Here is a 23,074-nt window from a genome sequence, read left to right on the forward strand (position 1 = left end):
CTTTGCACTCATAGTACATGATAAAATTTATATTCGGAAGATTCTAAAAAATATTTTTCGAGAAAAATAGGATTTTCTATTTTGCATTATTGGCAATAATGTGCGAAGATGCGTGGCTAAATGTTACGGGTTTTTGTGCCTTTTGAATACAATTTTAATCTCAAAGGATTAAGTGTTTAAGGACTGGAGTTTTTAATATGAAATTAAAAAAGCCGACCGTTGAGGAAGCCAAAGAAGCGATAAGGGTTATTTTACGTTGGATTGGTGATGATCCAGATCGTGAGGGGCTTAAAGATACGCCTGATCGTGTTATAAAGTCGTATAAAGAGCTTTTTGCAGGTTATAAACAGATCCCTACCACTCAGGATACATCACGTTTTCATTTTGGGGAAGCATCCAAGTATCAAGATATGGTTTTAATAAAAGATATATCTTTTTTTTCGTATTGTGAGCACCATATTTTGCCTATTTGGGGGAAAATCCATCTTGCATATATCCCTAAAAAACATGTGATTGGCTTGTCAAAATTGGTTCGTATTTTAGAAGTTTATTCACGTCGTTTGCAGATACAAGAGCGGTTGACGATGCAGATCGCCCATGCAATAGAGAGTAGTACTGATTCTAAGGGAGTAGCTGTTTTAATTGAAGGACAGCATATGTGTATGTCTATGAGAGGAATTAAACGGGATGGTTTAACTACAGTGACTACGGCTTTTACAGGTGAGTTTAGTAGAGATAAGGGAAAAACGGATTTTTTCCTTAAAATGACCCATAATCAACGGTAGTGTATATTTTATTGTTTTCTAAGAGATCTTTTTAAAACTCATAGATTTTAGTTATTGTAATTTCAAGTGGTCATTCTGTTTGATTAAATGTTGCGTGAAACGAAATGGCTCTCGCCATGGTATGACTTGTATTTTTAGTAATGCTGTTGAGATTATTGTTTAACGTACATCAAATCTTGCTACAGGAAATTTGCGACATTATTTTTCTATTCTAATAGATAAGATTATTCCATATAGATAGTCCATACAACTACATACAAGAGAACAAATAAAGAAGATTATTTTGCTCAATAGATGATGCCAGTCTTTGGTAACTATAAAAGACATAAAACTGTAGTCAATGAATTCATATTCTGAAATAATATATTTTTAAGATATAAGGTGTACAACTCTAACATAACTTCAGATGATCAGAGAGTTTTACCATGTATCGAGGAATCCATAATTTACAGTTTATAGATCAGCGTGCATTTCAACGTGTCAAAGTGGATCTTAAAGGTCGTTTTCTCTTGTTTGACGGTACAGAATATAACTGTATCGTACGAGAAATATCCCCAGGAGGGCTTTGTATTGTTTGTGATGTTCCGATGTTTCTTGTCGGAGAACGGTCTATCGTTTTTGTTGAAAAGGTAGGTCGTATAGAAGGTAAGGTTGTAAATTTTGATAGCAATAGAGGGTATGCTGTAAGAATCGTTACTTCTGAAAATGAAAGAAGAAAATTAGCGGATAAACTTATATGGCTAGCTAATAAGGATGATTTGCATCTTCAAGATTGTCGAGCGTATGGTCGCAAGATCACTCGAGATCGAGAAGTCGATGCTCAGTTGGTTTTAAATGATAACACTAAACATTCTTGCAAGGTAATAGATATATCAGAATCAGGAGTTTCTGTGAGTGTGGATTTGCAGATAGAGATGTTTTCTAAGGTTCTTTTTAATGATATTTTAGGTCGTGTTGTGAGAATTTTTCCTGGAGGAATAGCAATAGAATTTTCTTCTGTTCAAGAATCAAATATTGCATTTAAATCTTTAATTAATCATTGTTATTAGATTTTTTCTCAGTAGGGATAGGCTTGGAAGTTTGAAGTTTTCGTCGTTTTCTGTGTGCTGATTTTGTGTATCATTTGGTATGGGAGATGGTATATAGTAGAGTAGACGACAAGGAATCTCATAAGTTCGCTACGAATTAACGATCTGGTCTTGCTTTTTACATCAAGCCGCCGTCCAAGGAAATTAGAATTTCATATTCTGTTTCTCTTTAGGCATAAAGAATGGCTCTTCTACCATATTTCTATATTTTATAGTGAAATAGCTATTTTTGTAATTCCAAATGGCGTATTCCGTCAATATTTTTTAAACCTTTGACGGGTTATTTTTTGCACCGTTGTTGCTTTCGTAGTTTCTATACTACACAATCTTTTCGTATTGATATATTGAGCAGCATTTTACCGTCTTAGTAACAATTTCTTTTTGCTTTTCAGCTTCTTTTAGTGGCGATTCTAGGATCTTATTGTTCCTTTATTGCTATTTCTATCTTTCTAATTGCGTGCTTTAGATTCCAAGAATAAGAACAGCTACTCATTATAGCGGTTGATGATATTATAGAAGCTACTATTAATCCCTTGGCATTCATTAAATCAATCCTTTTATTGGTAAATCGCTAGAAGATGCACCTCTAGATGGGTAAGTAAATGGTTTATCATTAGTTGATACACTGTAATTTAAATTATTAATTAGTTCAAAAGAGACCGTTTGTGGAATTATGGTTGAAAGATTACAGCTTGGTTTCAATGCTTTTTTAGGATGATTTTTATGGCGCAATCCCATTTCAAACCTGATCCTTGTGATACCCATTGACCCGACTTTCAAAATTTTTTTCTCTACTTTACTCATCTATGAAAAATAATCTTTGGTCGAAGATCTTTTTTCTATTATCCCCGTTAACACAAGATACCACTGCTTGTATTCTCGGTTCTTGGTTCACACGTAAAATATTTTAGAAGAAAAGGTTTAAACCCAGTCTAGCCGATTTAATCATTATAATATTCATAATTTTTATAATGTTTATAATGTGGGGCGGCTCTATAATAACTGCGGACATAAGTCCCGTTTTTTCTGAAATAACCCCTGACTTAGACATTTTTACAACCGTGCGTCCCATATCCATGGCATGTATTGGTCTTATACGCAAAAGCAGGATATCCTGCAATCATGAGTATAATACTCAATCCTAAGAAAAAGTTACGAAACATTACTTATCTCTTGATATGTAAAAATAACGTTATAGTTGCTATATAGTCAGGTATTCGCCTTTTTGAGTCAATGTTTGTATATCTCTAATTGTTACTAAAGTTAAAAATGTGTAATCTTTATAAATTGTCTAGCTATACTATCTAACCATTCTTACTTATATGATTTTTCCTTCCTTTTTCAGTGTTCAAAGGTGCGGGAGGGGTTTCAAAAAAGTATCGTAGAATCAATGGGATTTCATCGCTGTTATTTAAAGGTAAGGGGGCGGTAAGTATTTGATTTAACTCCATAATTATCATTTTTTAACGAACATTATAATTAAATATAAACTATGCGAGTATTTGTTTGTTAAGTGTGATGATACTTTTTTAGAAAAGAGATAAAATAGTTTTAGACTTCATTAAATATTTTATTGAAGTGAAGGTAATTTTTGGAGTATCCTGACCCTTGAATCGTGTTGTATGTTTTTTGTGAAATTGACTATTTCGTCTCATAAATTTCTCGTGTAATCATTGATTTTTTTTATCAATATCAATAAAGTTCCGTTTTTAAAGGCATAGAAATTTTCAATAGGAGTTTGTGATGGCGAGAATTATTGAAAATAATGTAGGCGGTGTAGCACTAACATTTGATGATGTTTTATTGCGGCCAGAATTTTCTAATGTTTTGCCAAGAGATATTGATATATCTACACGAATAGCAAAGGATTTTACCTTGAATTTGCCTATTATGTCAGCTGCTATGGATCAGGTGACTGATTCGCGTCTCGCTATAGCAATGGCACAAGCAGGTGGTTTAGGTGTCATACATAGAAATTTTTCTCCTTCTGAGCAAGTTGCCCAAGTACATCAGGTCAAAAAATTTGAAAGTGGGATGGTTGTTAATCCTGTGACCATTTCCCCTTACGCCACATTGGCAGATGCATTGGCTTTGATGAAAAAATATAGTATATCAGGCATTCCTGTTGTTGAATCTGATGTTGGAAAATTAGTTGGTATATTAACTAATCGAGATGTACGTTTCGCTTCTAATGCTCAGCAAGCAGTAGGCGAATTGATGACTCGAAATTTGATTACGGTGAAGAAAACAGTCAATCTAGAAAATGCCAAGGCGTTGCTTCATCAACACCGAATTGAAAAATTGCTTGTTGTTGATGATGATGGTTGTTGTATAGGATTGATCACCGTCAAAGACATAGAAAGATCACAGCTTAATCCAAATGCAACAAAGGATAGTAAAGGGCGTTTACGAGTTGCAGCTGCTGTTTCAGTAGCGAAGGATATTGCAGATCGAGTAGGTCCTCTTTTTGATGTGAATGTTGATTTAGTAGTTGTTGACACTGCTCATGGACATTCTCAAAAGGTTTTGGATGCAGTGGTTCAAATTAAGAAAAACTTTCCTTCTTTGTTGGTGATGGCAGGAAATATTGCTACTGCTGAAGGGGCATTGGCATTGATTGATGCAGGTGCTGACATTATAAAAGTTGGTATAGGTCCTGGATCAATTTGTACAACTAGGGTTGTAACAGGAGTTGGTTGTCCGCAGCTTTCTGCTATTATGTCGGTTGTTGAAGTAGCGGAGCGTGCTGGTGTTGCGATTGTTGCTGATGGAGGTATTAGATTTTCTGGTGATATTGCTAAAGCAATTGCCGCGGGTTCTGCATGTGTAATGATAGGGTCTTTGCTTGCGGGCACTGACGAAAGTCCGGGGGATATTTTTCTTTATCAAGGACGCTCCTTTAAATCTTACAGGGGGATGGGATCTGTTGCTGCTATGGAACGTGGATCTTCTGCGCGTTATTCTCAGGATGGAGTAACCGACGTATTAAAATTAGTACCTGAAGGTATAGAGGGTCGAGTACCCTATAAGGGGCCTATAGCATCGGTTCTTCATCAGATGTCGGGTGGGCTTAAGTCTTCTATGGGATATGTAGGGGCTTCAAATATAGAAGAGTTTCAGAAAAAAGCAAATTTTATTCGTGTTTCTGTTGCTGGTTTACGAGAGTCACACGTACATGATGTGAAAATTACACGTGAAAGTCCTAATTATTCCGAGACGATATAGATTTTATATATCACGTTTATGTTTTTTGAATCGGTATACTGAATAAAATGGTTCATAGTGAAATTTATGAATCTCTTTCAATCGACTTACACTGATGTTGCAATGTATCAATTTCTTGTATTATTGCTTGTGTCAATGAGCTATTGGTTTTTTGATTTGTTCTAAGCAAATCAAATATAAGAGATTTTTCCCCTTCGCGGAAAACGATTAATGCTATGATACGCGCAGTAATAATATATATTTTTGTGCGTATTTCTTGATTTGGGGTGTCTCTTGATTTTTTAGATAATATTGCGGAAATTTCCTCTATTTGAAGACGAATGTTGTGTACGACTTCGGACTCTAAAAAAACCTCTTTTTCCCTGCTATCATAAAACAAATCTATACCTCGTAACAACTAACTGTGTAGCAATACTACTCATTTTAAAAGAAAATGAACAGTGTATTAATTGGTATATAAACAACAAGTGCAGAGGTATGGTGTTTTTTTAGAAAGTTATTGCGTTTTCGTCTTAAATCATAAGGATAGAATCAGTATTTAATAGGGATTTCAAAGGCTTCTTGTCAGGCAATTTTCTATCTCTTTATTGATTATATAAGGTGTTCTGAACAACAAACAGTCCTATGCATGAATGTAATAATCATTTGGTCAAAATTCATTTAATTGTCAAAGAGATTATTTATAACGGGTGATTGAGTTTATTATCTTGAAGATTACAGGATTTTTGTGGGAAAATATTTTCATCCACGGAGTAGGATACAACAAGTGAGTATTATCAGGGGATGATTTCTAATTATTATACCTAGAATTGTTTTAACAACCTATAATATGATTATTCATACTGGTGATTCAGTTTTAACAAGAAAGAAGAATTTGGGTAAATAGCGGTATTTCAATGGAAATTTGATGAACTTTTGAGGAGAAAACATCTGTGGCTAAAAATATTTGTTTTAATCTTTCTTCAATGGATCTTGTTGCACTGTTATGCAGCCGCATTTGTCACGATATTATTTCGCCGATAGGTGCCATTCATAATAGTTTAGAATTATTGGATGAGGTAGGGATTGAAGATGAAGTCATGCAACTTATTCGTTTAAGTAGTATGAGTGCTATCATTCGCCTTAAGTTTATGAGACTGGCTTTTGGTTATACTGGATCCGTTGATTCTTTAATTGGTTTGGGGGATATCGAACAAGTTATTGAAGATTTTATTGCTGTTGATAAGAGGGTTCAAGTGTCTTGGACGGGCGAGAAAATAGATCTTTCTAGGGAAAGAGCTAAGATTCTGCTTAATCTTTTTATGGTAGCGCACGCTTCTCTTCCTAGGGGAGGCAAGGTGACGATATCTGTTCAAGATTCAAAAAACGAAAATATTTTTTCTCTGAAAATAAATGGCAATTTAGCGCGATTTCCTGAAAAATTTACTCAGATCGTAGATGGCAATGTAGAGTCGACAATTGATTCACATGATATCCAATTTTATTATGTTATTTTATTGGCTCATGAAAATAAAATTAGATTATTGCCTGAGATTATCGATGATCACAATGTTGTATTGTCAGCGTTATTGGAAAAATAAATCAAAATATTTTTAGTTGTATTTAATTTGATTATAGTAGGAATAGTTTAGGATTATTGTGAGAGAATGGGCTTATGTTCAATACTAAGGAGTGATTTTATGGATAGCCTTCTTTTAGTTGATTCTTCTCATATTGTTAGAAAAGTGGGGAGGCATCTTTTTAACGATTTTGGTTTTATGGTTTTTGAAGCTACTAGTGTATGTGAGGCGCGGGAGTTCTGCGAGAAAGAATTGTTGCCAAATTATTTGGTTATCGATGAATCTATGGAAGGCGTTCTAGAATTTATTGCTCACGTTCGACAAATGCCTTTGGGCACTGACGTATTTGTCTACTATCTTCTCATGGAGGTGGATTTTGAAAAAATGATCGCTGGTGCTAGAGCTGGAGCGAATAGCTTTTTACTCAAACCTTTTAACCGCGAAACTCTTCGATTCGCAATGAGAGAATTGCCACAAATGCAAAAATCGAAAGATGAAAATCAGTTTTTGGATGCAATTTAAGTACGAGAATCTTTCTTATTGATAATCAGTAAGCTAAGCAAGTAAGCAGGGGGGGAGAAAAGACGGTTTCTCCCCTACGTATAACCATCATACCAAAATTCACCTTTATGCTGTTTCGAGATACTCACATGTTTCGTCTTTTGCGTTCTCTCTCAACACATATCCACGTCCCCAGACTGTTTCGATGTAATTTTTTCCTCCAGCTGCATTGCTGAGCTTTTTGCGTAGTTTGCAAATAAATACATCAATAATTTTTACTTCTGGTTCGTCTCTGCCATCATACAGATGATTGAGAAACATTTCTTTGGTGAGAGTTGTGTTTTTACGGAGAGATAACAACTCTATCATCTGGTATTCTTTGCCAGTGAGATGAATTCTATGACCTTGAACTTCCACAGTTTTTGCATCAAGGTTGACTGATAGGTCTCCGGTGACAATGAGTGACTGGGCATGTCCTCTAGATCTACGCACGATTGCACGTATGCGTGCTACAAGTTCTTCCTTATTAAAGGGTTTGCTTATATAATCATCGGCTCCAGATTGTAGTCCCCGCACTTTATCTTCTATACTAGACATACCAGACAGTATACATACGGGAGTTGAAATTTTTGCTACGCGCAAGGCTCGAAGTACTTCGAATCCAGGGATATCAGTAAGACCCAAATCCAAAATGATCGCATCAAATTCGTAAAATTTACAAAGTTCTATACCATCTTCCCCTAGATCGGTGACATAGACATTAAAATTCTCTGACTTTAACATCAGCTCAATACTATGTGCCAATGCCTTATCATCCTCAATCAGTAAAATTCGCATCAATTATCTCCCTAAAGTAATATAACAGCGTTTCAAGGTTAATAGAAGCGGGACTAACCTTTGTATCATCAGACGAATTATGATCACCAAAACCTAAAGATGGATAATAAAAAACAACAAGGAAGAATAATTAGTATACCAGTTATAACTTATCGCAACATTGTTTCATAAGACGAAGAACCCACATCTTCGCAACTAATTATTAATTTTTCTTCAATTCTACCCATCTATGGTTAATAAAGCCACCTTTCTTTAATTACAAGTAGTTTGTTTACTACCTTTTAATTTTGATCTCCTATTATTAACTATGCTCGTAAATGAAAAGTTACTATTTATGAATTTGTGGTGCTTTTATGTTTATTTTTTTAATTTTTTTATATTAAATTTCGTTTTAGGGTGGCGATTGACATAATTTTTGAATTGATAGGGTAAATATATCATGAGATTGCAAGAACAAAGAACACGATTGAAGGAATTTCGATTAAATGACGAGAGACGTCAATTGCAACAACTGCGAGCAACGATATTGGAATTCAGAAGAATAGTTGCTGATTTAGAAAAGCAGATTGCAATAGAAGAAAGACAGGTTGGCATTTATGATAAGGATCATTTTGCATATCCTATTTTGGCTAAGTCTGCACGCCAAAGAATAGATAATCTTCTTCTTTCGATTAGAGATCTTTTATTACGACAGGAATCTCTGGAATCTCATTTGGAATCAGAATCGAATAGTGATAAGTCAGTGAGTTAAGATAATTATAAGAATCGCATTGGTGATAGGCTTAATAAGAAAACAAGTACGGAATCTTTTGATGTCGCCATCACAACTTAAATAATATTTTTTTGTAGTCTGTTTTTTGCAACTGTATACTGTAGATTTTCCTTGTTTTCTACTCGCGGTATTTTTGTATTTGAGTTGTGCGTAATCCTGCGAGACCATGTTGCACGATTGATGCTTGCCAAGAGAGGAATTCCTCTACGGTAAGGGTGTAAATTTGACATGCCTCTTCAAGACTTAGCAGTCCACCTTTTACTGCTGCTACAACCTCTGCTTTTCTTCGTGCAACCCATCTTCGTGTATTGGGAGGAGGGAGATTTGCTATAGTGAGAGGGCTTCCATCTGGGCCAATTACATATTTCATATGGGATTGTATTTTCTCTGTCATCGTAAACTCTATTACTCATTCAATATCAATAATCTTTGTGTATTATAGTAGATTAGATTTAATGAACATCTAATTTTAGAGCCTAAAAAATGAATAAGAGTATGAAAAAATACGCTTTTATGTTATTTTTCTTATTTTTTGATATATTTTCCTGAATTGGTACTTTGACTTAAGTACGTCATCCTTTATTAAGTGATTACTTTTTTTCTGATATATTTATACAGTATTTTGATAAAAAATATGCCTATAATAACTACTATCAAATATTATTTATATTATTCATAAGTTTTAGTTTGATATTTTGATATGTTAATTCGCTTACTTTTTTACATTTTCTCTATTAGATTCTATTTTTGGAAAGATAGGCACAATCATTATAATATATTTTACTTGTAATATTATATCGAAATGAGTATTTCTCGGGAATACATTGTTAAATAAGTATGATGTTATCGAGTAATGAACAGAAGGTAGATTGTGAGGAATGTAGCTTGGAATGATTTTTGCAGTATTTGCAGTGTTTTTTCAATATTTTTTTCTTACAGTTTTTAAATTTTGTATATAAAAGTGGATTAGCGAGTTATGTCAATATTTTCCCTAAGATTGAATAAATACGATAAGATTTTATGTCTTCTAGCTGTGGTATACCCCCTTCTACTTTTTCTCTTCCTTGGTGCTACTAAATCTCAAAAGTATATAGATAGCATGGGAATTCAGATTCTTATATATGTGATGTTTGCTTGGGGTTTAAGCATCGTCGTAGGATCTTTAGGATTGTTGAGTCTTAATTGCGTTATTGCCTATGCAATAGGAGCATATTCTTACGTTATATTAGGGAGTCGTTACGGTTTATCCATATGGTTATTGATACCTGTATCTGCTATGATTTCTGGTGCATGTGGTATGATAATGGGTTTGCCTTCTCTTAAGTTTCGAGGAGACTATTTGGCTATTGCGACATTGATTATGTCGGAAATTTTTCAAAATATTTTAATAAAATGGAAGCCAATAACTAATGGAAAAGCAGGGATTTATGTTGCTGATCGTTTATATTTTTTGGGAACAACTGTTAGATCGTTGATACGTTTTTTCCGATTTCCTTCTTCCTTTGTTATTTATGAAATATTTATGTACTACGTTCTCTTAGGTATGTGTTTTTTATCGGCATCGATAATTTTGTGGTTACGTCGTACAGCTATCAGCAATGCTTGGAGAACGATTAGGGATAATCAAAAAGCCTTTTTTTCTCTCAATACAACAATCATTTTTGCGAAATTATCCGCATTTGCTGTGAGTTCTGCGTTTATAGGGATGGCTGGAGCTTTTTTTGCTGCATCACGAGATAGAATATCTCCTGATATGTTTAAATTCTCTGAGAATATAATCGTTATATCTATTGTTATCCTTGGGGGTATGACCTCCCTTTCTAAAATTGCTAAGGCTACCGCAATTCTTATCGGTGTAGTAGAGCTTTGTTGTGGAATGAATTTCTATTATTTCAATTCATTACTGAAATTTGATTGCTCGTTTAATATGCGTCACACTACTTTGATGGTTATTGCTTTGTTTTTAGTTATATTAATGAGATCTCATTCTTTGCTTAGGTTGCGTACTCCTTCAAATTTCTTAGAAAGGTAATGATCAGTCATTATCTCTACTAGTATTTCCTACAATTATATTTTCGCTGTCTCAGGGTCCGGTGTTTCTTTGTCATACGGTGAAAAAAGGCTTCTTATTTTCAAGGGATTGAGGTATGCCGGTTATATTGTGCGATATTAGTTTTAATATAAAAAACAGTTGGAAGTGTTTTTTACTCTATTGATGCAACAGATATTTTTTCGTTATAATCTTTCGATTGAGTATGTTCTTCATATTATTAGATGGGAAAAATGTTTATAAAATCATAGAGTATAATCAACAAGAGATATTGACGAAGGAGAAAAATATGGACTTATGATGCGATGCTTTTGGGGGAACAAAAGAAAAGATGCGTATTTTTGCATTAAAAGGATGATTTCCTGAGATGTTTGTTATAATCATTTCTTGGGATATCGGTTCATGTACAAAAGGGTAATATCTTCTTTGCGATAATAGGTAATTTGATGGTTTCCTATGTTGTTATCAGTTTGGCTTTGATGTTGAATACCTAAGGTTACTCTTTTGCTGGGTCATTCTCAGAGATGTTCTCGTTTGATTTTTTGCACATGTTCTATAAGTTTTTTCCTCTGTAATATGATTAATGAATTATTTGGTTGGGGTTTGAGATGCAAGTTATTGAAAAATTTTCAGAAGGATTAAAAAGAGAGTTGGATGTGATTATACCATCCAATCGGTTAACTGATAGTTTTAATGAGCGCATAGAGGACATAAGAAGTAAGGCTAATATCAAGGGTTTTCGCCCAGGAAAAGTGCCTTTATCTCATATTAAATCACTCTACGGCAAGTCTATCCTTTCTGAAACCATTGATGAAATCATTAAAGAGATTGTGCCTGAGATTCTCTCTAAGCGAGATGAAAGAGCTGCGATGCGACCAAGCATTACCATTAATGAGGGGGAATCTGACATAACTTCTGGTTTGATAGAAGGGACTGTGGATTTAAAATTAAGATTGTCGTACGATATACTTCCTCAAATTGAAATTAGTTCTTTTGATGATTTGCAGGTCACTCAAGATATTTGTGAAGTTGATGAAAAAGAAATTGATAGACAAATGGCTGAAATTGCCAAGAATAATGTCGCATTTGAGGTGAAAGAAACAGAATCTGAAATTGGCGATAAAGTTACTGTAGATTATACTGTATCTGTTGATAATGTAATTCTCGAAGACCAATCTAAGAAAAATGTTCAATTTATCGTGGGTTCTGCAGATCTTTTCTCTGAAACAACAGAGATTCTAGTGGGATTGAAAACTGGAGATCAAAAAGAAATAGAGCGTTTTTTCCCGGAAGATCATTCCATTAAAGATTTAGCTGGAAAAAAAGTTAGGCTGAATTTTTCTATTAAAGAAGTTTTTTCTCCTCTGCCTGTAGTGGTCAATAATGATTTAGCTGTTAGATTAGGTTTCGAATCAGAATCTGCTATGAGAGGTTTGTGTTCTCAGAAAATAAAGCAACATTCTGAATTTTTAGTACGACAAAAAGTTAAACGTCAGATTTTAGATTATATCAGTAATAAGTATACATTTGACGTTCCAGAATCTCTCGTGGAAAATGAGTATAATGGTATCTTACAAAAAGTAAGATTTGAGATGAGTTCTGCCAATCAAAAATCGCAGAATGTGGATTCTATTGATGAAGAAGATTTGCAATATTATCATATGTTAGCAAAGCGTCGTGTTTTAACAGGGATTGTTTTGGGAACAATAGGAGAGAAGAACAATATAGAAGTCACAGAAGAAGAGATGCAATCTGCTCTCTACCAACAACTAGGACGTTTTCCTGGTCATGAGAAAAAAATGCTTGATCATTTTCAAAAATATCCTAACGCTCTCGCTGAGTTACGAGCTCCAATTTTTGAGGATAAAGTCATTGATCATATATTAAAAAGTGTACAGATTGTTGATCGGAAAGTGACGTTTGATCAGTTATTTGACAATTCCAGTGAATCTTCTCCGGAAAAGTTATTAGATAAGAGTTCAAAGGTTGAAACTTTTCAGAGCGAAGAAGCACCTAGCGAAATATCTTGATTTCATACAAAATGATCGCAGGAAAAATCCCCTATTGGAAGAAACATTGCTGTATTTGCAATAATTTTTCCATGGGGAATTGCGGTTTTTATGGATATTTCTAACAACCTAACTTTTATTATGTCGCATTCATTGGCTGTTCAGTATCTCCTTTAGATACATTATTGGGGTACAATTGTGTGATTTTTTCAAAAGTAATATCCATTGTTATTGTCTTTAAAACGGGGAAATGTCCGTATAGCATCGAAAGTTGACGATGTGCCTCTTCTTTTGGATAGTGAGCAACGATGTATAGATAAACAGCAGAAGCTAATCCGGTTCTATCTGCTCCACTTTTGCAGTGTATTAGAAGAGGTTTGGGAGCTGTTTTAAGAATGGAAATAAGTTGTTTGATTTGTTCATCATTAAGTTCCCGAGTAGCGGAAAGAGGAAAATTTATTAACTGTATCCCCAAGTCGTTTGCAGCCTTTTCTTCCTCTTTATGCCAAGACTCAGGGAGTTTTCCGCGTAGATTTAAGATAGATTTGATTCCATATTCCTTCTTAAGGTATTCTATAAATGTACCATTTGGCTGTGCAGAACGGTATATTTCGTGTGGCACTACTGCATGAAAATTTTGTGTAAAAGTAGTAATTGTGAGGAAATATAATCCTAATGAAACGGCGCACAGGACGAGCACGCCTAATAGAATCTTTATATAAAAAATAAGGAGATTTTTTCTAGGTTTTTTGATTTTTATCATATGATTCGCAATCCTTTAAAACTTACAAAAGCGTCTTTTCCAATAATGATGTGATCATGAACGATAATATTGAGTGGATTCAGAGTTGTTATAATATTTTGGGTCATGTTGATATCGGCATCTGACGGATTTGGATTCCCACTTGGATGATTATGAACTAATATTATAGACGTTGCAGAAAGTTCTAAACAACGCTGTACAATTTCGCGTATATATACAGGTACATGATCTATTGTTCCACGGCTCTGCACCTCATCTGCAATCAAAATATTATGTTTATCGAGAAACAATATGCGAAGTTGTTCGCGTTCTTCATGGGGTAATGCCGTTCTACACTAATCAAGCAAGGTTGACCAGGAGTCAAGAATTTTTTTATTGACCAGTTTGCTTTTAGAATTCGTTGGGACGCTACTGATACTAACTTTAGCTCAAGTGCGACTCTTTTACCAATTCTGTTAATTTCTTGCAAAAGATGCAGTGGCGCTCCGAATACGCCCCCTAATGTTGCAAAGCGTTTTAACAGTGCTTTGGCAATAGATTTAGTATCTTTACGTGGAATAAGTCTAAAAAGAATTAATTCAAGTATCTCATAATATGCCAATGCATTTTCTCCTTTTTGAAGGAAGCGATCTCGCAGACGATTGTGATGCCCAATATAGTCTAAATGGGAATCTTTTGAAGGGGCTTTGCTCATTCGGAAATCTTCCAATTGTAAAATTTATTGAATAGGAGAAATTCCTGGTTGTCCTAAGTTATTGGGAGATAATGTAAAAATTTCGCATCCTGCCTTAGTAATGCCGATCGTGTGTTCATATTGTGCAGATAGAGAGCGATCGCGCGTTACGGCAGTCCATCCATCGGATAGTACTTTGGCAGAAGATCCCCCTACATTCAACATTGGTTCGATGGTGAATACCATTCCTTCTTGAAATGTACCTACAGAAGGATAAAGAGGATCGTAGAAGTGTAAGATTTCTGGTTTTTCATGAAAGGATTTTCCTATACCGTGTCCACAAAAAACCTCAACAACAGAATAGCGCTCACTGTGGGCATATCGCTGTATTGCTTTTCCAATATCTTCTATGTTTGCATTTAATTTAACCGCAGCAATTCCCTTATAAAGAGATTCGTACGTAACTTGGAGAATCCTTTCTGCTGCTCTTTTTATTTTTCCTACTGGATACATACGACTGCTATCGCCGTGCCAACCATTGACAACGTAAGTCACGTCCACATTGACAATATCCCCCTCACGGAGTTGTTTATTGGAGGGTATTCCATGGCATATAACATGGTTGATGGATGTACAGCATGATTTTTTATAACCACGATAATTAAGAGTAGCAGGGATTGCGTTATTTTCCATTCCAAATTTGAGAACAAAATCATCGATTTCTTCAGTTGTCGTCCCTGGTTTTATTATGGGCGTCAAGGAATCCAAACAACGGGCTACTACGTTGCATGCGCTACGTATATTTTCAAGTTCTTCTGGAGTATATATATTGATGGATCCTGATTCTCTAGATGAAGAAGAAAGCATGGCGTCTGTTATCCGTTTATGAAAAGATTAGACAAATTGTTCTATATAAAGCTGGGGGACATCATATATTGTTACTTTTTTGATACCTTTTGTCTCAAATAAATATATACTCTGCCGATTAAAAAATATCAAGATCATATTTTTTTATTAGTAGACCAATTGATTGGTGGAGGGCGCTCCTCATTGAATTTTTAAAGGATCAAGACGATTTGCATAAGCATGTTGAGGCGAATTATCATAAAAATATCTTTAGAATCAATATGATATGGCTTTATTTCTTAAGATATCACCGAGAAATCGACGCTGTTAGAGCATATCATTTGATATTATGGTCAACGTCATTCTTAAAATTATGTGATATAAAAAATCCAATTGAAGTATTTTCTTAATTTAATCCAACGTAGTTGTACATTCGTGATATATTGTGAGTGTCATTGGATTACACATTTATAATGGGCTTTATAGCATACGAGAGAGGATTATTCTCCCCATGGTAAGGGGGCGCGTATTTTTTAGCGAATAAGGAGTTCTACTACTTTTCTGTGTAAATATTTCTACAAGCAATTAATCTGATGGCTTTTTGCAAGGTAAGAAGAAATATGGTATATGTGTTCTATTATCAGACAGTACAACACCAAATAATTTGAAGAAATTTTCTCTATAACTAGTGGTTATGTTCACATAGATCTTCAGTTCCTTTAAAATATTCTGTGTTGGTATCATGGAAGGATCAAAGGTTAATCGAATGGCAGGTGTTTTAAAAGTTGGTGTTGCAGGACTTGGAACAGTAGGGTCTGCCTTAATTCGGAGTATTCAAAAACGAGAAGGAAGATTTAAAGATCTCGATCAGCATTCATTTGTTGTTTCTGCTATTAGTGCTCGTGATAAAAATATTGATAGGGGTATTGATTGTCTCAGATATGAATGGTTCGACGACCCTTTAATCATGGCTGGTGAAGCAGATATTGACGTCTTTGTAGAGCTTATTGGTGGCGAAGACTATCCTGCTTATGATGCTGTGCGTATTGCTTTAATGCGAGGATGCCATGTAGTGACTGCAAATAAGGCTTTGATAGCGAGTCATGGGAAGGATTTAGCTCTGTTGGCGCAAAAAAATAATGCCATTCTAAATTTTGAAGCTGCTGTAGCTGGAGGTATTCCTATCATTAGGATTTTGAAGAATTATGTGGAATATGATGAAATTAATCGTGTTTATGGAATTATAAATGGGACGTGTAATTATATTCTTTCGCATATGAATAATTTGGGATTATCTTTTCAAGATTGCTTAGAAGAAGCTAGAAGGCAAGGTTATGCTGAAGGTGATGCGACATTTGATATCAATGGAGTGGATTCTTCACATAAAATTGCCATTCTCTCCGCGATAGCTTTTGGTATCGATACATCTGTTGAGGGAGTGTATTGCGAAGGTATTTCTAATATTACTCTTGAAGATATTAGGGGTGCAGCGGATTTTGGTTATTGTATTAAATTCTTAGCGATGGCTCGGCGTAAAGGTAAGGGAATCATCCGGTATGTATATCCCGTTTTATTAAAATATGATTCTGTTATGGCATTAGTAGATGGTATAACGAATGCGGTGGTTATTGAAACAAACGGATTAGGGAAATTAACGATGACTGGTCCTGGTGCTGGCGGAAGTGCAACGGCTTCTGCTGTATTAGGAGATATTTGTAGTATTGCTAAAACTAATACCCAAAAGTCGGTGTCTTGGGCTTTGGGAAAGGAAAGTTCTTCTTTTAGTGTTATTCACTGTGATGGTGTATATGAAGAAGAAAAAGAATATTTTATTCGACTAACAATACGCAATTTTGAGGGAATTTTAGATAAAATTACTTCTCAAATGTCTGATTTTAATATTTCATTGCGGTTATTTTCATGCCCACATCAAGAAGAAAATTCTCAAGAATTTTCTGTTTTTATGATAACACATAAGGTGTCGGGTAAATTAATTCGTGATGCCATCGAATGCTTTAATGGGAAAAGTGATGCTATCAGATATTCTTGCGTGATTTGTATTGAGAATTTTGAATCAATATAAGATATCAGCAAAGATCATATAGGATTTTTCTCGCAGTTATAGGAAATAATCATGAATGATCAAGCTTTTTTAGGGGTAGAGTGTTCTATTTCTGGCTTTCGATGGGTATCTTTATTGGGACAAGAAGGAATTAATCGTGCCCTTGCCATTACTCAAAAACATGCAATTCCTGATATCGTTGCTCGTGTTTTAGTGAACCGGAATGTTTCCATTGATTATGCTAAAGATTTTTTAAATCCGTCTATTCGCTTGCTCATGCCTGATCCCTTAATTCTAACTGATTGTGATAAAGCAGCACGTCGGATAGTTCAGGCGATTTATAATTCTGAAAAAATAATGATCTTTGGTGACTACGATGTAGATGGTGCTGCTTCAGTAGCTCTAATGATGCGATTTTTATCACATTGTAGCGTTAATGCTAATATGTATATACCAGATCGTATTGTAGATGGATATGGACCTAATCCTAGTCTCATGGAAAAATTCATAAATGAAGGAGCACAGCTGATTATTACAGTAGATTGTGGATCTACCAGCTATGATGCTTTGCAATATGCTACTAATCAAGGGATTGATGTGATTGTTATTGATCATCATCAAGTAAAAAGTGAAGAAATTCCTGCTTATGCATTAGTCAATCCAAACCGTTTAGACGATTTATCTGGACAAGGTCATTTGTGCGCAGCTGGCGTTGTTTTTCTTGTTTTAGTTTTGATTTATCGTATTTTACGGCAAGATAATAAAGTTCCACTAAATTTTGATTTATTGTCTTTATTAGATCTTGTAGCTCTTGCCACTGTATGTGACGTTGTTCCTTTAATTGGGTTAAATAGAGCCTATGTCGTCAAAGGATTGATGGTTGCTCGTAGGCAAGGAAATCCAGGATTAAAGGCGTTAATTGAACGCGTTAATATTTCTTCTCCCATAACAGCCGAGAATTTAGGATATATGATAGGACCATCTATTAATGCAGGAGGGCGTATAGGAGAATCTAACCTTGGAAGTCGTTTGTTGATTTCAGATGATTCACAAGAACTTGAAATGCTTGCGATGAAATTGGATGTTCTCAATCAGAATCGTCGTTTGATGGAATCTGCAATGTTGGAACAAGCAGAGGCAAAAGTTTTAACACAGTGTGATGATATTCAACAAGCTTCTGTTATTGTAGTAGAAGGAGATAGATGGCATCCTGGTATTGTGGGGTTGTTGGCTGCACGTTTGAAAGAAAAGTTTGGTCGACCATCTTTCGCAATTTCTTTTGAGGAAGATGGAAAAGGCATTGGTTCAGGACGCTCTATTGAGGGTTTTGATATTGGAAAAATGGTGTCGTTTGCAGTAGAAGAAGGGATTCTGGTAAAAGGTGGGGGACACGCTATGGCAGCTGGTTTGACCGTGGAACGTGTAAACTTTGGTCGTTTATGTGATTTTTTTCAAAAATTCGCACATAATATAGTTCCAGCTTTAATTACAACTCCGGTTTTCAAGATAGATGGGGTTCTTAATGCTTCTGCTGTGAATATCGCATTAATTGATATGCTTGAATCAGCAGGACCATATGGTGCGGGGAATCCAAATCCCGTTTTTGCATTTCCTAATCATAAATTACAAAGTATTCGCGTTGTTAACTTAGCTCATCTACAAATGACGTTTGAATCGCAGGATTCAGAAACTCTACAAGCAATTGCCTTTCGTGTTTACGGTACACCTCTGGGTGAATTCTTAATGCAATCTCGTGGAAAACGGATGCACGTCACAGGTCATTTGTGTGTTAACTACTGGAGAGGGAGTAAGCGTTGTCAGCTACGTGTATTAGATGCTTCCCCTGTAGAGGGTCATCATTTTGCCAAAAAGTAGTTATTATGAGATCAAAGAGTGATCATCAATGGGCCTCTATTATTGTTTATCCGATATGCTGAGGTTTTTCTGTAAAGCATCTCGCAGATTATCGCTTATTTTTTCAATAAAATCGGTAGTAGACAACCAATCTTGTTCAGGGCCAATAAGTAATGCTAAATCTTTCGTCATAAAGCCGTCTTCGACTGTTTTAATGCATACACGCTCTAAGTTTTCAGCAAATTTTTTCAATTCAGCATTTTCGTCTAATTTAGCTCGATGCAACAAGCCACGCGTCCAAGCAAAAATAGAAGCAATTGAATTAGTAGACGTTTCCTTGCCTTGTTGATGTTGACGATAATGCCTTGTTACCGTTCCGTGTGCTGCTTCAGTTTCCATCGTTTTTCCATCGGCGGTGATGAGAACTGAGGTCATTAAGCCAAGAGATCCAAACCCTTGTGCTACTATATCTGATTGCACATCACCATCATAATTTTTACAAGCCCAAATATAACCTCCAGACCACTTGATGGACGAAGCTACCATATCATCAATCAGACGATGTGTATATGTAATTCCAAGTTCATCAAATTGATTTTTAAACTCAGCTTCAAAGATTTCATTGAAAATATTTTTAAACCGTCCATCATAAGATTTGAGAATGGTATCTTTTGTGGAGAGATACAGGGGGAGTTGACGTGCTAACGCGTATTGCATTGCAGCACGCGCAAAGTTGCGTATAGAATCGTCTAGATTATACATTGCCATAGCGATGCCACTTCCAGGCGAATCAAAAACCTCTTTTTCAATGGTTTGACCATCGTCACCAACAAATTTTAGAATCAATTTCCCTTTGCTAGGAAATTGAAAATCTGTTGCGCGATATTGATCTCCAAAAGCATGTCGTCCAATGATAATCGGCTTCTTCCATCCAGGAATGAGTCGAGGGACATTGCTACAAATAATTGGTTCTCGGAAAATGATACCCCCAAGAATGTTGCGGATAGTACCATTTGGTGATTTCCACATTTTCTTTAGATTAAACTCTTTGACACGTGCCTGATCTGCAGTGATAGTCGCGCATTTAATCCCAACACCACAATTTTTTATAGCATGAGCTGCATCAATGGTTACTTGATCATCTGTCAAATCTCTATTTTGAATAGAAAGATCAAAGTATTCAATCTTAATATCAAGATAAGGGTGTATAAGGTTTTCTTGGATCAATTGCCATATGATCCTTGTCATCTCATCACCATCTAAACTGACAACGGGTTTGGTAACTTTTATTTTTTTCACGAAAATTTTCCTATAGGGAAGATATCAAATATTTTAGACTATGTTCCGCAATATAACATTGAATACAGATAAAAGAAAGTAAAGGATGATATTTTTCAAGTGATAAATAACGGTTCTCTCTCATCAAACATATAAAATATCAGTGTCTTCTATTGTAGATAGTTTTTTACATGATTCTTATAGATCGCAGTTATCATCAATTTTGCAATTATTGTGGCATGCAAATTGTTACAATCGTTCCTTTTCCTTCTTGAGAAATAATTTTCAATCGCCCACCGTGTAGATTCGTTAAGGCATCAGATATAGCGAGTCCAAGTCCAAATCCTCCAATGCTTTGATCATATTGATTGTGTAATGGTTCAAAGGGTTGCCCAATTTTTTCTAAAGCGGATTTAGGAATACCAATGCCTGTATCAGCAATGGTTATGATCACACATTGACCTATTTTAGAGGTTCTAATCATCATTTTGCCATTATTGTTGGTGAATTTGATTGAATTAGAGAGAATAGGAAATAAAATTTTCTTTATGATTCGTTTATCAGCATTAAAAAATAGTTCTGAAGGTATTTTTTTTTCGATTTTGATATTTTTACTCTGCGCTGAAGAGCCAATCAATCGAATTCCTTCATTAATGATTGGTATTAAATCAGCATTTTGCTTATCTATCGAAATCTTCTCTGTTTCTATTTTAGACATTTCCAGAATATTGTTGATCATATTCAGCAGGTGTTGTCCGCTATAATGAATATCTTGGGCATATTCATAGTATTTAACCGATCCTAATTCTCCAAATATTTCTTTTTTGATAACTTCGGAAAAACCGAGGATGGCATTAAGAGGAGTTCGTAATTCATGAGACATTTTAGCGAGAAATTCTGATTTAGTTTTATTCGCTGTTTCAGCCCGTTCTTTTTCAACTTGATATTTAGCATTAGCAATTGAAAGTTCTGTTTTTTGACGTTCTAATATTTGACGTGACGTGGAAAGATCATTAATGGTCGCCTTGAGGCGACGCTTAGATTCTCGTAATTGCGCTTGATTATGTTTAAGGAGTGTGATGTCCGTTCCGACGGAAATAGTGCCCCCGTCGTGTGTGCACCATTCATTAATTTGGAGCCATCTTGAATCCGCAAGTTTGATCTCTTTACTCATATCCTGTGAACGTTCGGGATCGGAAGTGCGATATTCAATGATGGGACGAGTTTGGGCATCTTGAATAATTGAACGAGCATTTCCTGGTACAAGAACGTGATCAGGTAATCCATAAGCTTTTTGATAATTCGCATTACACATGACGAGTCGGTCATTTTTATCCCATAAAACCAAGGCTTCGGAAGTACACTCTATTGCTTTTGATAATCGCTGATCTGCTTCTGCATAGCGTTTTTCTAGGTGATATTTCTCTGTCAGGTCCATTGCTATGCCAATGATATTCATGCCTCCTGATATTGTTCGCATCATCTGAGCACGTACTTGTATCCAAATATCTGCTCCGCTTGCATGTCGCATATGAAATATCTGATCTAACTGTTTAACATGTTTTCCGGTTACTGATCGTGCTATTTCACATATTTTTTTATTATCATAATGAATGAGGCGTGCTATTGCACGAAATGATAGGGTTTTATTCTCATAAGGAATTCCCATAATTTCATACATAGATCGTGATAAATGAAATTTTTTGTTGTCGAAATTAAAATTCCAGAGGCCACATCTACCACGGGATAAAGCTGTTTCAACACATATATTCGCTTCCAATAAAATAGTATCATTCTCTTTGTTTTTTTTTGCCTGTCTGTAATAACTAAAGAGGATAAACAAAAGAAGTGCAGAAATGATGGAAAAAAAAACAACTTCTAATGTTACTTCTTCCCTCCATAAACGTAATAACGGCACTCTAGAATTGATTATAAGAATCGATCCACTATTATGTGGAAGGTTCACCGATAATACATGATATGGTTGTTGATCAAGAGACGCTTCTGACATTTGAACCGTTTTACTTCTACTTCTCGAGCGAGATAACTCAGGAATTATTTCTCCTATTTTCTTTCCTATATAATGGGAATTTTTTGTGGATGAGGCAAAAACGAGTTCATTGGGTTGAGCAAGAAGGATGAAGCTTTCGGATAGAAAACGTGTTTTGGCAAGAAGTTGTCCTAGCATCGATTCTGCTTTTTTTTGAGATGCCAGATCAAACTTTATGTTGTTGTTTTGAAAAATAATTTCTATAGCTTCCGTAAGCATAAGGGAGGTTTGATTGGTCATCTTCTCCTGTTGTGCATATCTTGTCGTAACTTTAATAATGCTAGAAGTAGCTATAAACACTAGAAATACCATGCTAATCATCGGTATTGTTTGATTGAATGACGAAAAGAAAGAGAATAGATGAGATATGATTGATGTATACGCTCTTTTGAATGCTTGTTTTGAAGAAACAGTGATTTTTTGTCGGTTTCCTGGATAATATAAGCCATAATTTGCTAAAATATTTTGCATATTTTCCATTAGAGTTGCCTCGTCAATCAGTCTACAAAAATAGGGATGAGGGTTTTTCTCTTTCCCGAATCACTAGTAATGAATCAAAGCAGATTCTCCTTGTCCAGAGAAAAGATATACCTTTTGTTAAAATTTTAAGATATTTTGTATATTCTTAGTGGATTTGTTTATTGTTGTTTCATGAACACATGGAGAATTAATTGCGAAAATGGCTGATATTTAGAACAAAACCTTTTTTCTTGTGGTAGAAA

19 protein-coding genes and 1 pseudogene (1 of these 20 cut by a window edge) are annotated in these 23,074 nt (G+C 35.2%); 10 read left to right on the forward strand and 10 right to left on the reverse strand.

What is annotated here, in order from left to right:
- Positions 1-19: the 5' end (the start) of a membrane protein insertion efficiency factor YidD gene (yidD, locus tag CD16_RS03890; protein WP_015452713.1), read on the reverse strand. 401 nt of this gene lie to the left of the window's left edge; 19 of the gene's 420 nt are visible here — the first part of the coding sequence; its start codon is at positions 17-19; the stop codon falls past the left edge of the window.
- A gap of 178 nt (positions 20-197) precedes the next feature.
- On the opposite strand from yidD, the gene folE reads away from it, so the two are divergent.
- A complete protein-coding gene (folE, locus tag CD16_RS03895) occupies positions 198-785 on the forward strand; it encodes a GTP cyclohydrolase I FolE (RefSeq protein WP_015452714.1) in 588 nt (195 codons plus the stop codon).
- A gap of 425 nt (positions 786-1,210) precedes the next feature.
- On the forward strand, positions 1,211-1,834 hold the full coding sequence (locus CD16_RS03900) for a PilZ domain-containing protein (protein WP_015452715.1): 624 nt from the start codon (positions 1,211-1,213) through the stop codon (positions 1,832-1,834).
- Positions 1,835-2,416: 582 nt separating this feature from the next.
- On the opposite strand, the gene CD16_RS03905 is transcribed toward CD16_RS03900, so the two are convergent.
- Positions 2,417-2,677 (reverse strand): hypothetical protein, encoded by a 261-nt coding sequence (locus CD16_RS03905; protein ID WP_015452716.1) that lies wholly within the window; start codon positions 2,675-2,677, stop codon positions 2,417-2,419.
- A gap of 939 nt (positions 2,678-3,616) precedes the next feature.
- Here CD16_RS03905 and guaB point away from each other — a divergent pair.
- The gene (guaB, locus tag CD16_RS03915) at positions 3,617-5,098 is read left to right on the forward strand and encodes an IMP dehydrogenase (RefSeq protein WP_015452718.1); all 1,482 of its coding nucleotides are present in this window, start codon (positions 3,617-3,619) and stop codon (positions 5,096-5,098) included.
- Positions 5,099-5,162: 64 nt separating this feature from the next.
- On the opposite strand, the gene CD16_RS03920 is transcribed toward guaB, so the two are convergent.
- Positions 5,163-5,477 carry a hypothetical protein gene (locus CD16_RS03920; RefSeq protein ID WP_015824936.1) on the reverse strand — a complete coding sequence of 105 codons (315 nt, stop codon included), beginning with the start codon at positions 5,475-5,477 and terminating at the stop codon, positions 5,163-5,165.
- A gap of 553 nt (positions 5,478-6,030) precedes the next feature.
- On the opposite strand from CD16_RS03920, the gene CD16_RS03925 reads away from it, so the two are divergent.
- The gene (locus CD16_RS03925) at positions 6,031-6,678 is read left to right on the forward strand and encodes a histidine phosphotransferase family protein (protein ID WP_015452720.1); all 648 of its coding nucleotides are present in this window, start codon (positions 6,031-6,033) and stop codon (positions 6,676-6,678) included.
- A 99-nt stretch (positions 6,679-6,777) separates the two neighbouring features.
- Positions 6,778-7,179 carry a response regulator gene (locus CD16_RS03930; protein ID WP_015452721.1) on the forward strand — a complete coding sequence of 134 codons (402 nt, stop codon included), beginning with the start codon at positions 6,778-6,780 and terminating at the stop codon, positions 7,177-7,179.
- A gap of 105 nt (positions 7,180-7,284) precedes the next feature.
- Here the strand turns inward: CD16_RS03930 and ctrA are convergent, their stop codons facing one another.
- Complete coding sequence (gene ctrA, locus CD16_RS03935) at positions 7,285-7,995, reverse strand: response regulator transcription factor CtrA (RefSeq protein ID WP_015452722.1); 711 nt, start codon at positions 7,993-7,995, stop codon at positions 7,285-7,287.
- Between the two features lie 439 nt (positions 7,996-8,434).
- Here ctrA and CD16_RS03940 point away from each other — a divergent pair, with 439 nt between their 5' ends.
- Positions 8,435-8,746, forward strand: a complete 312-nt coding sequence (locus CD16_RS03940) for a hypothetical protein (RefSeq protein WP_015452723.1) — start codon at positions 8,435-8,437, stop codon at positions 8,744-8,746.
- A 139-nt stretch (positions 8,747-8,885) separates the two neighbouring features.
- Here CD16_RS03940 and sciP read toward each other — a convergent pair whose 3' ends face one another.
- Positions 8,886-9,161, reverse strand: coding sequence for a CtrA inhibitor SciP (gene sciP / locus CD16_RS03945; RefSeq protein WP_015452724.1), 276 nt, complete (start codon positions 9,159-9,161; stop codon positions 8,886-8,888).
- A 705-nt stretch (positions 9,162-9,866) separates the two neighbouring features.
- Between sciP and CD16_RS03950 the strand changes: the two genes are divergently transcribed.
- On the forward strand, positions 9,867-10,799 hold the full coding sequence (locus CD16_RS03950; RefSeq protein ID WP_244612073.1) for a branched-chain amino acid ABC transporter permease: 933 nt from the start codon (positions 9,867-9,869) through the stop codon (positions 10,797-10,799).
- Between the two features lie 614 nt (positions 10,800-11,413).
- Entirely contained in the window at positions 11,414-12,847 is a 1,434-nt protein-coding gene (gene tig / locus CD16_RS03955; protein ID WP_244612074.1) for a trigger factor, read from the forward strand.
- 118 nt (positions 12,848-12,965) lie between these two features.
- Here the strand turns inward: tig and CD16_RS03960 are convergent, their stop codons facing one another.
- The 3 genes and pseudogenes from CD16_RS03960 to map all read right to left on the reverse strand — a co-directional run bounded on the left by CD16_RS03960 (position 12,966) and on the right by map (position 15,129).
- The gene (locus CD16_RS03960; RefSeq protein ID WP_015452727.1) at positions 12,966-13,589 is read right to left on the reverse strand and encodes a dual specificity protein phosphatase family protein; all 624 of its coding nucleotides are present in this window, start codon (positions 13,587-13,589) and stop codon (positions 12,966-12,968) included.
- A pseudogene (radC, locus tag CD16_RS03965) lies at positions 13,586-14,283 on the reverse strand (RadC family protein). The gene CD16_RS03960 and the pseudogene radC overlap by 4 nt, the downstream one beginning before the upstream one ends.
- 24 nt (positions 14,284-14,307) lie before the next feature.
- Positions 14,308-15,129 (reverse strand): type I methionyl aminopeptidase, encoded by an 822-nt coding sequence (gene map / locus CD16_RS03970; RefSeq protein ID WP_015452730.1) that lies wholly within the window; start codon positions 15,127-15,129, stop codon positions 14,308-14,310.
- A gap of 745 nt (positions 15,130-15,874) precedes the next feature.
- On the opposite strand from map, the gene CD16_RS03975 reads away from it, so the two are divergent.
- Both CD16_RS03975 and recJ read left to right on the forward strand, forming a co-directional pair.
- The gene (locus CD16_RS03975) at positions 15,875-17,191 is read left to right on the forward strand and encodes a homoserine dehydrogenase (protein WP_015824937.1); all 1,317 of its coding nucleotides are present in this window, start codon (positions 15,875-15,877) and stop codon (positions 17,189-17,191) included.
- Between the two features lie 51 nt (positions 17,192-17,242).
- Positions 17,243-19,045, forward strand: coding sequence for a single-stranded-DNA-specific exonuclease RecJ (gene recJ, locus CD16_RS03980; RefSeq protein ID WP_015452732.1), 1,803 nt, complete (start codon positions 17,243-17,245; stop codon positions 19,043-19,045).
- Positions 19,046-19,084: 39 nt separating this feature from the next.
- Here the strand turns inward: recJ and CD16_RS03985 are convergent, their stop codons facing one another.
- Entirely contained in the window at positions 19,085-20,323 is a 1,239-nt protein-coding gene (locus tag CD16_RS03985; RefSeq protein ID WP_015452733.1) for an NADP-dependent isocitrate dehydrogenase, read from the reverse strand.
- Between the two features lie 208 nt (positions 20,324-20,531).
- Positions 20,532-22,832 carry a sensor histidine kinase gene (locus CD16_RS03990; protein ID WP_015452734.1) on the reverse strand — a complete coding sequence of 767 codons (2,301 nt, stop codon included), beginning with the start codon at positions 22,830-22,832 and terminating at the stop codon, positions 20,532-20,534.
- Positions 22,833-23,074 lie beyond the last annotated feature (242 nt).

It is taken from the genome of Candidatus Liberibacter asiaticus (assembly GCF_000590865.3).
In the GTDB taxonomy this organism is placed as follows: Bacteria; Pseudomonadota; Alphaproteobacteria; order Rhizobiales; family Rhizobiaceae; genus Liberibacter; species Liberibacter asiaticus.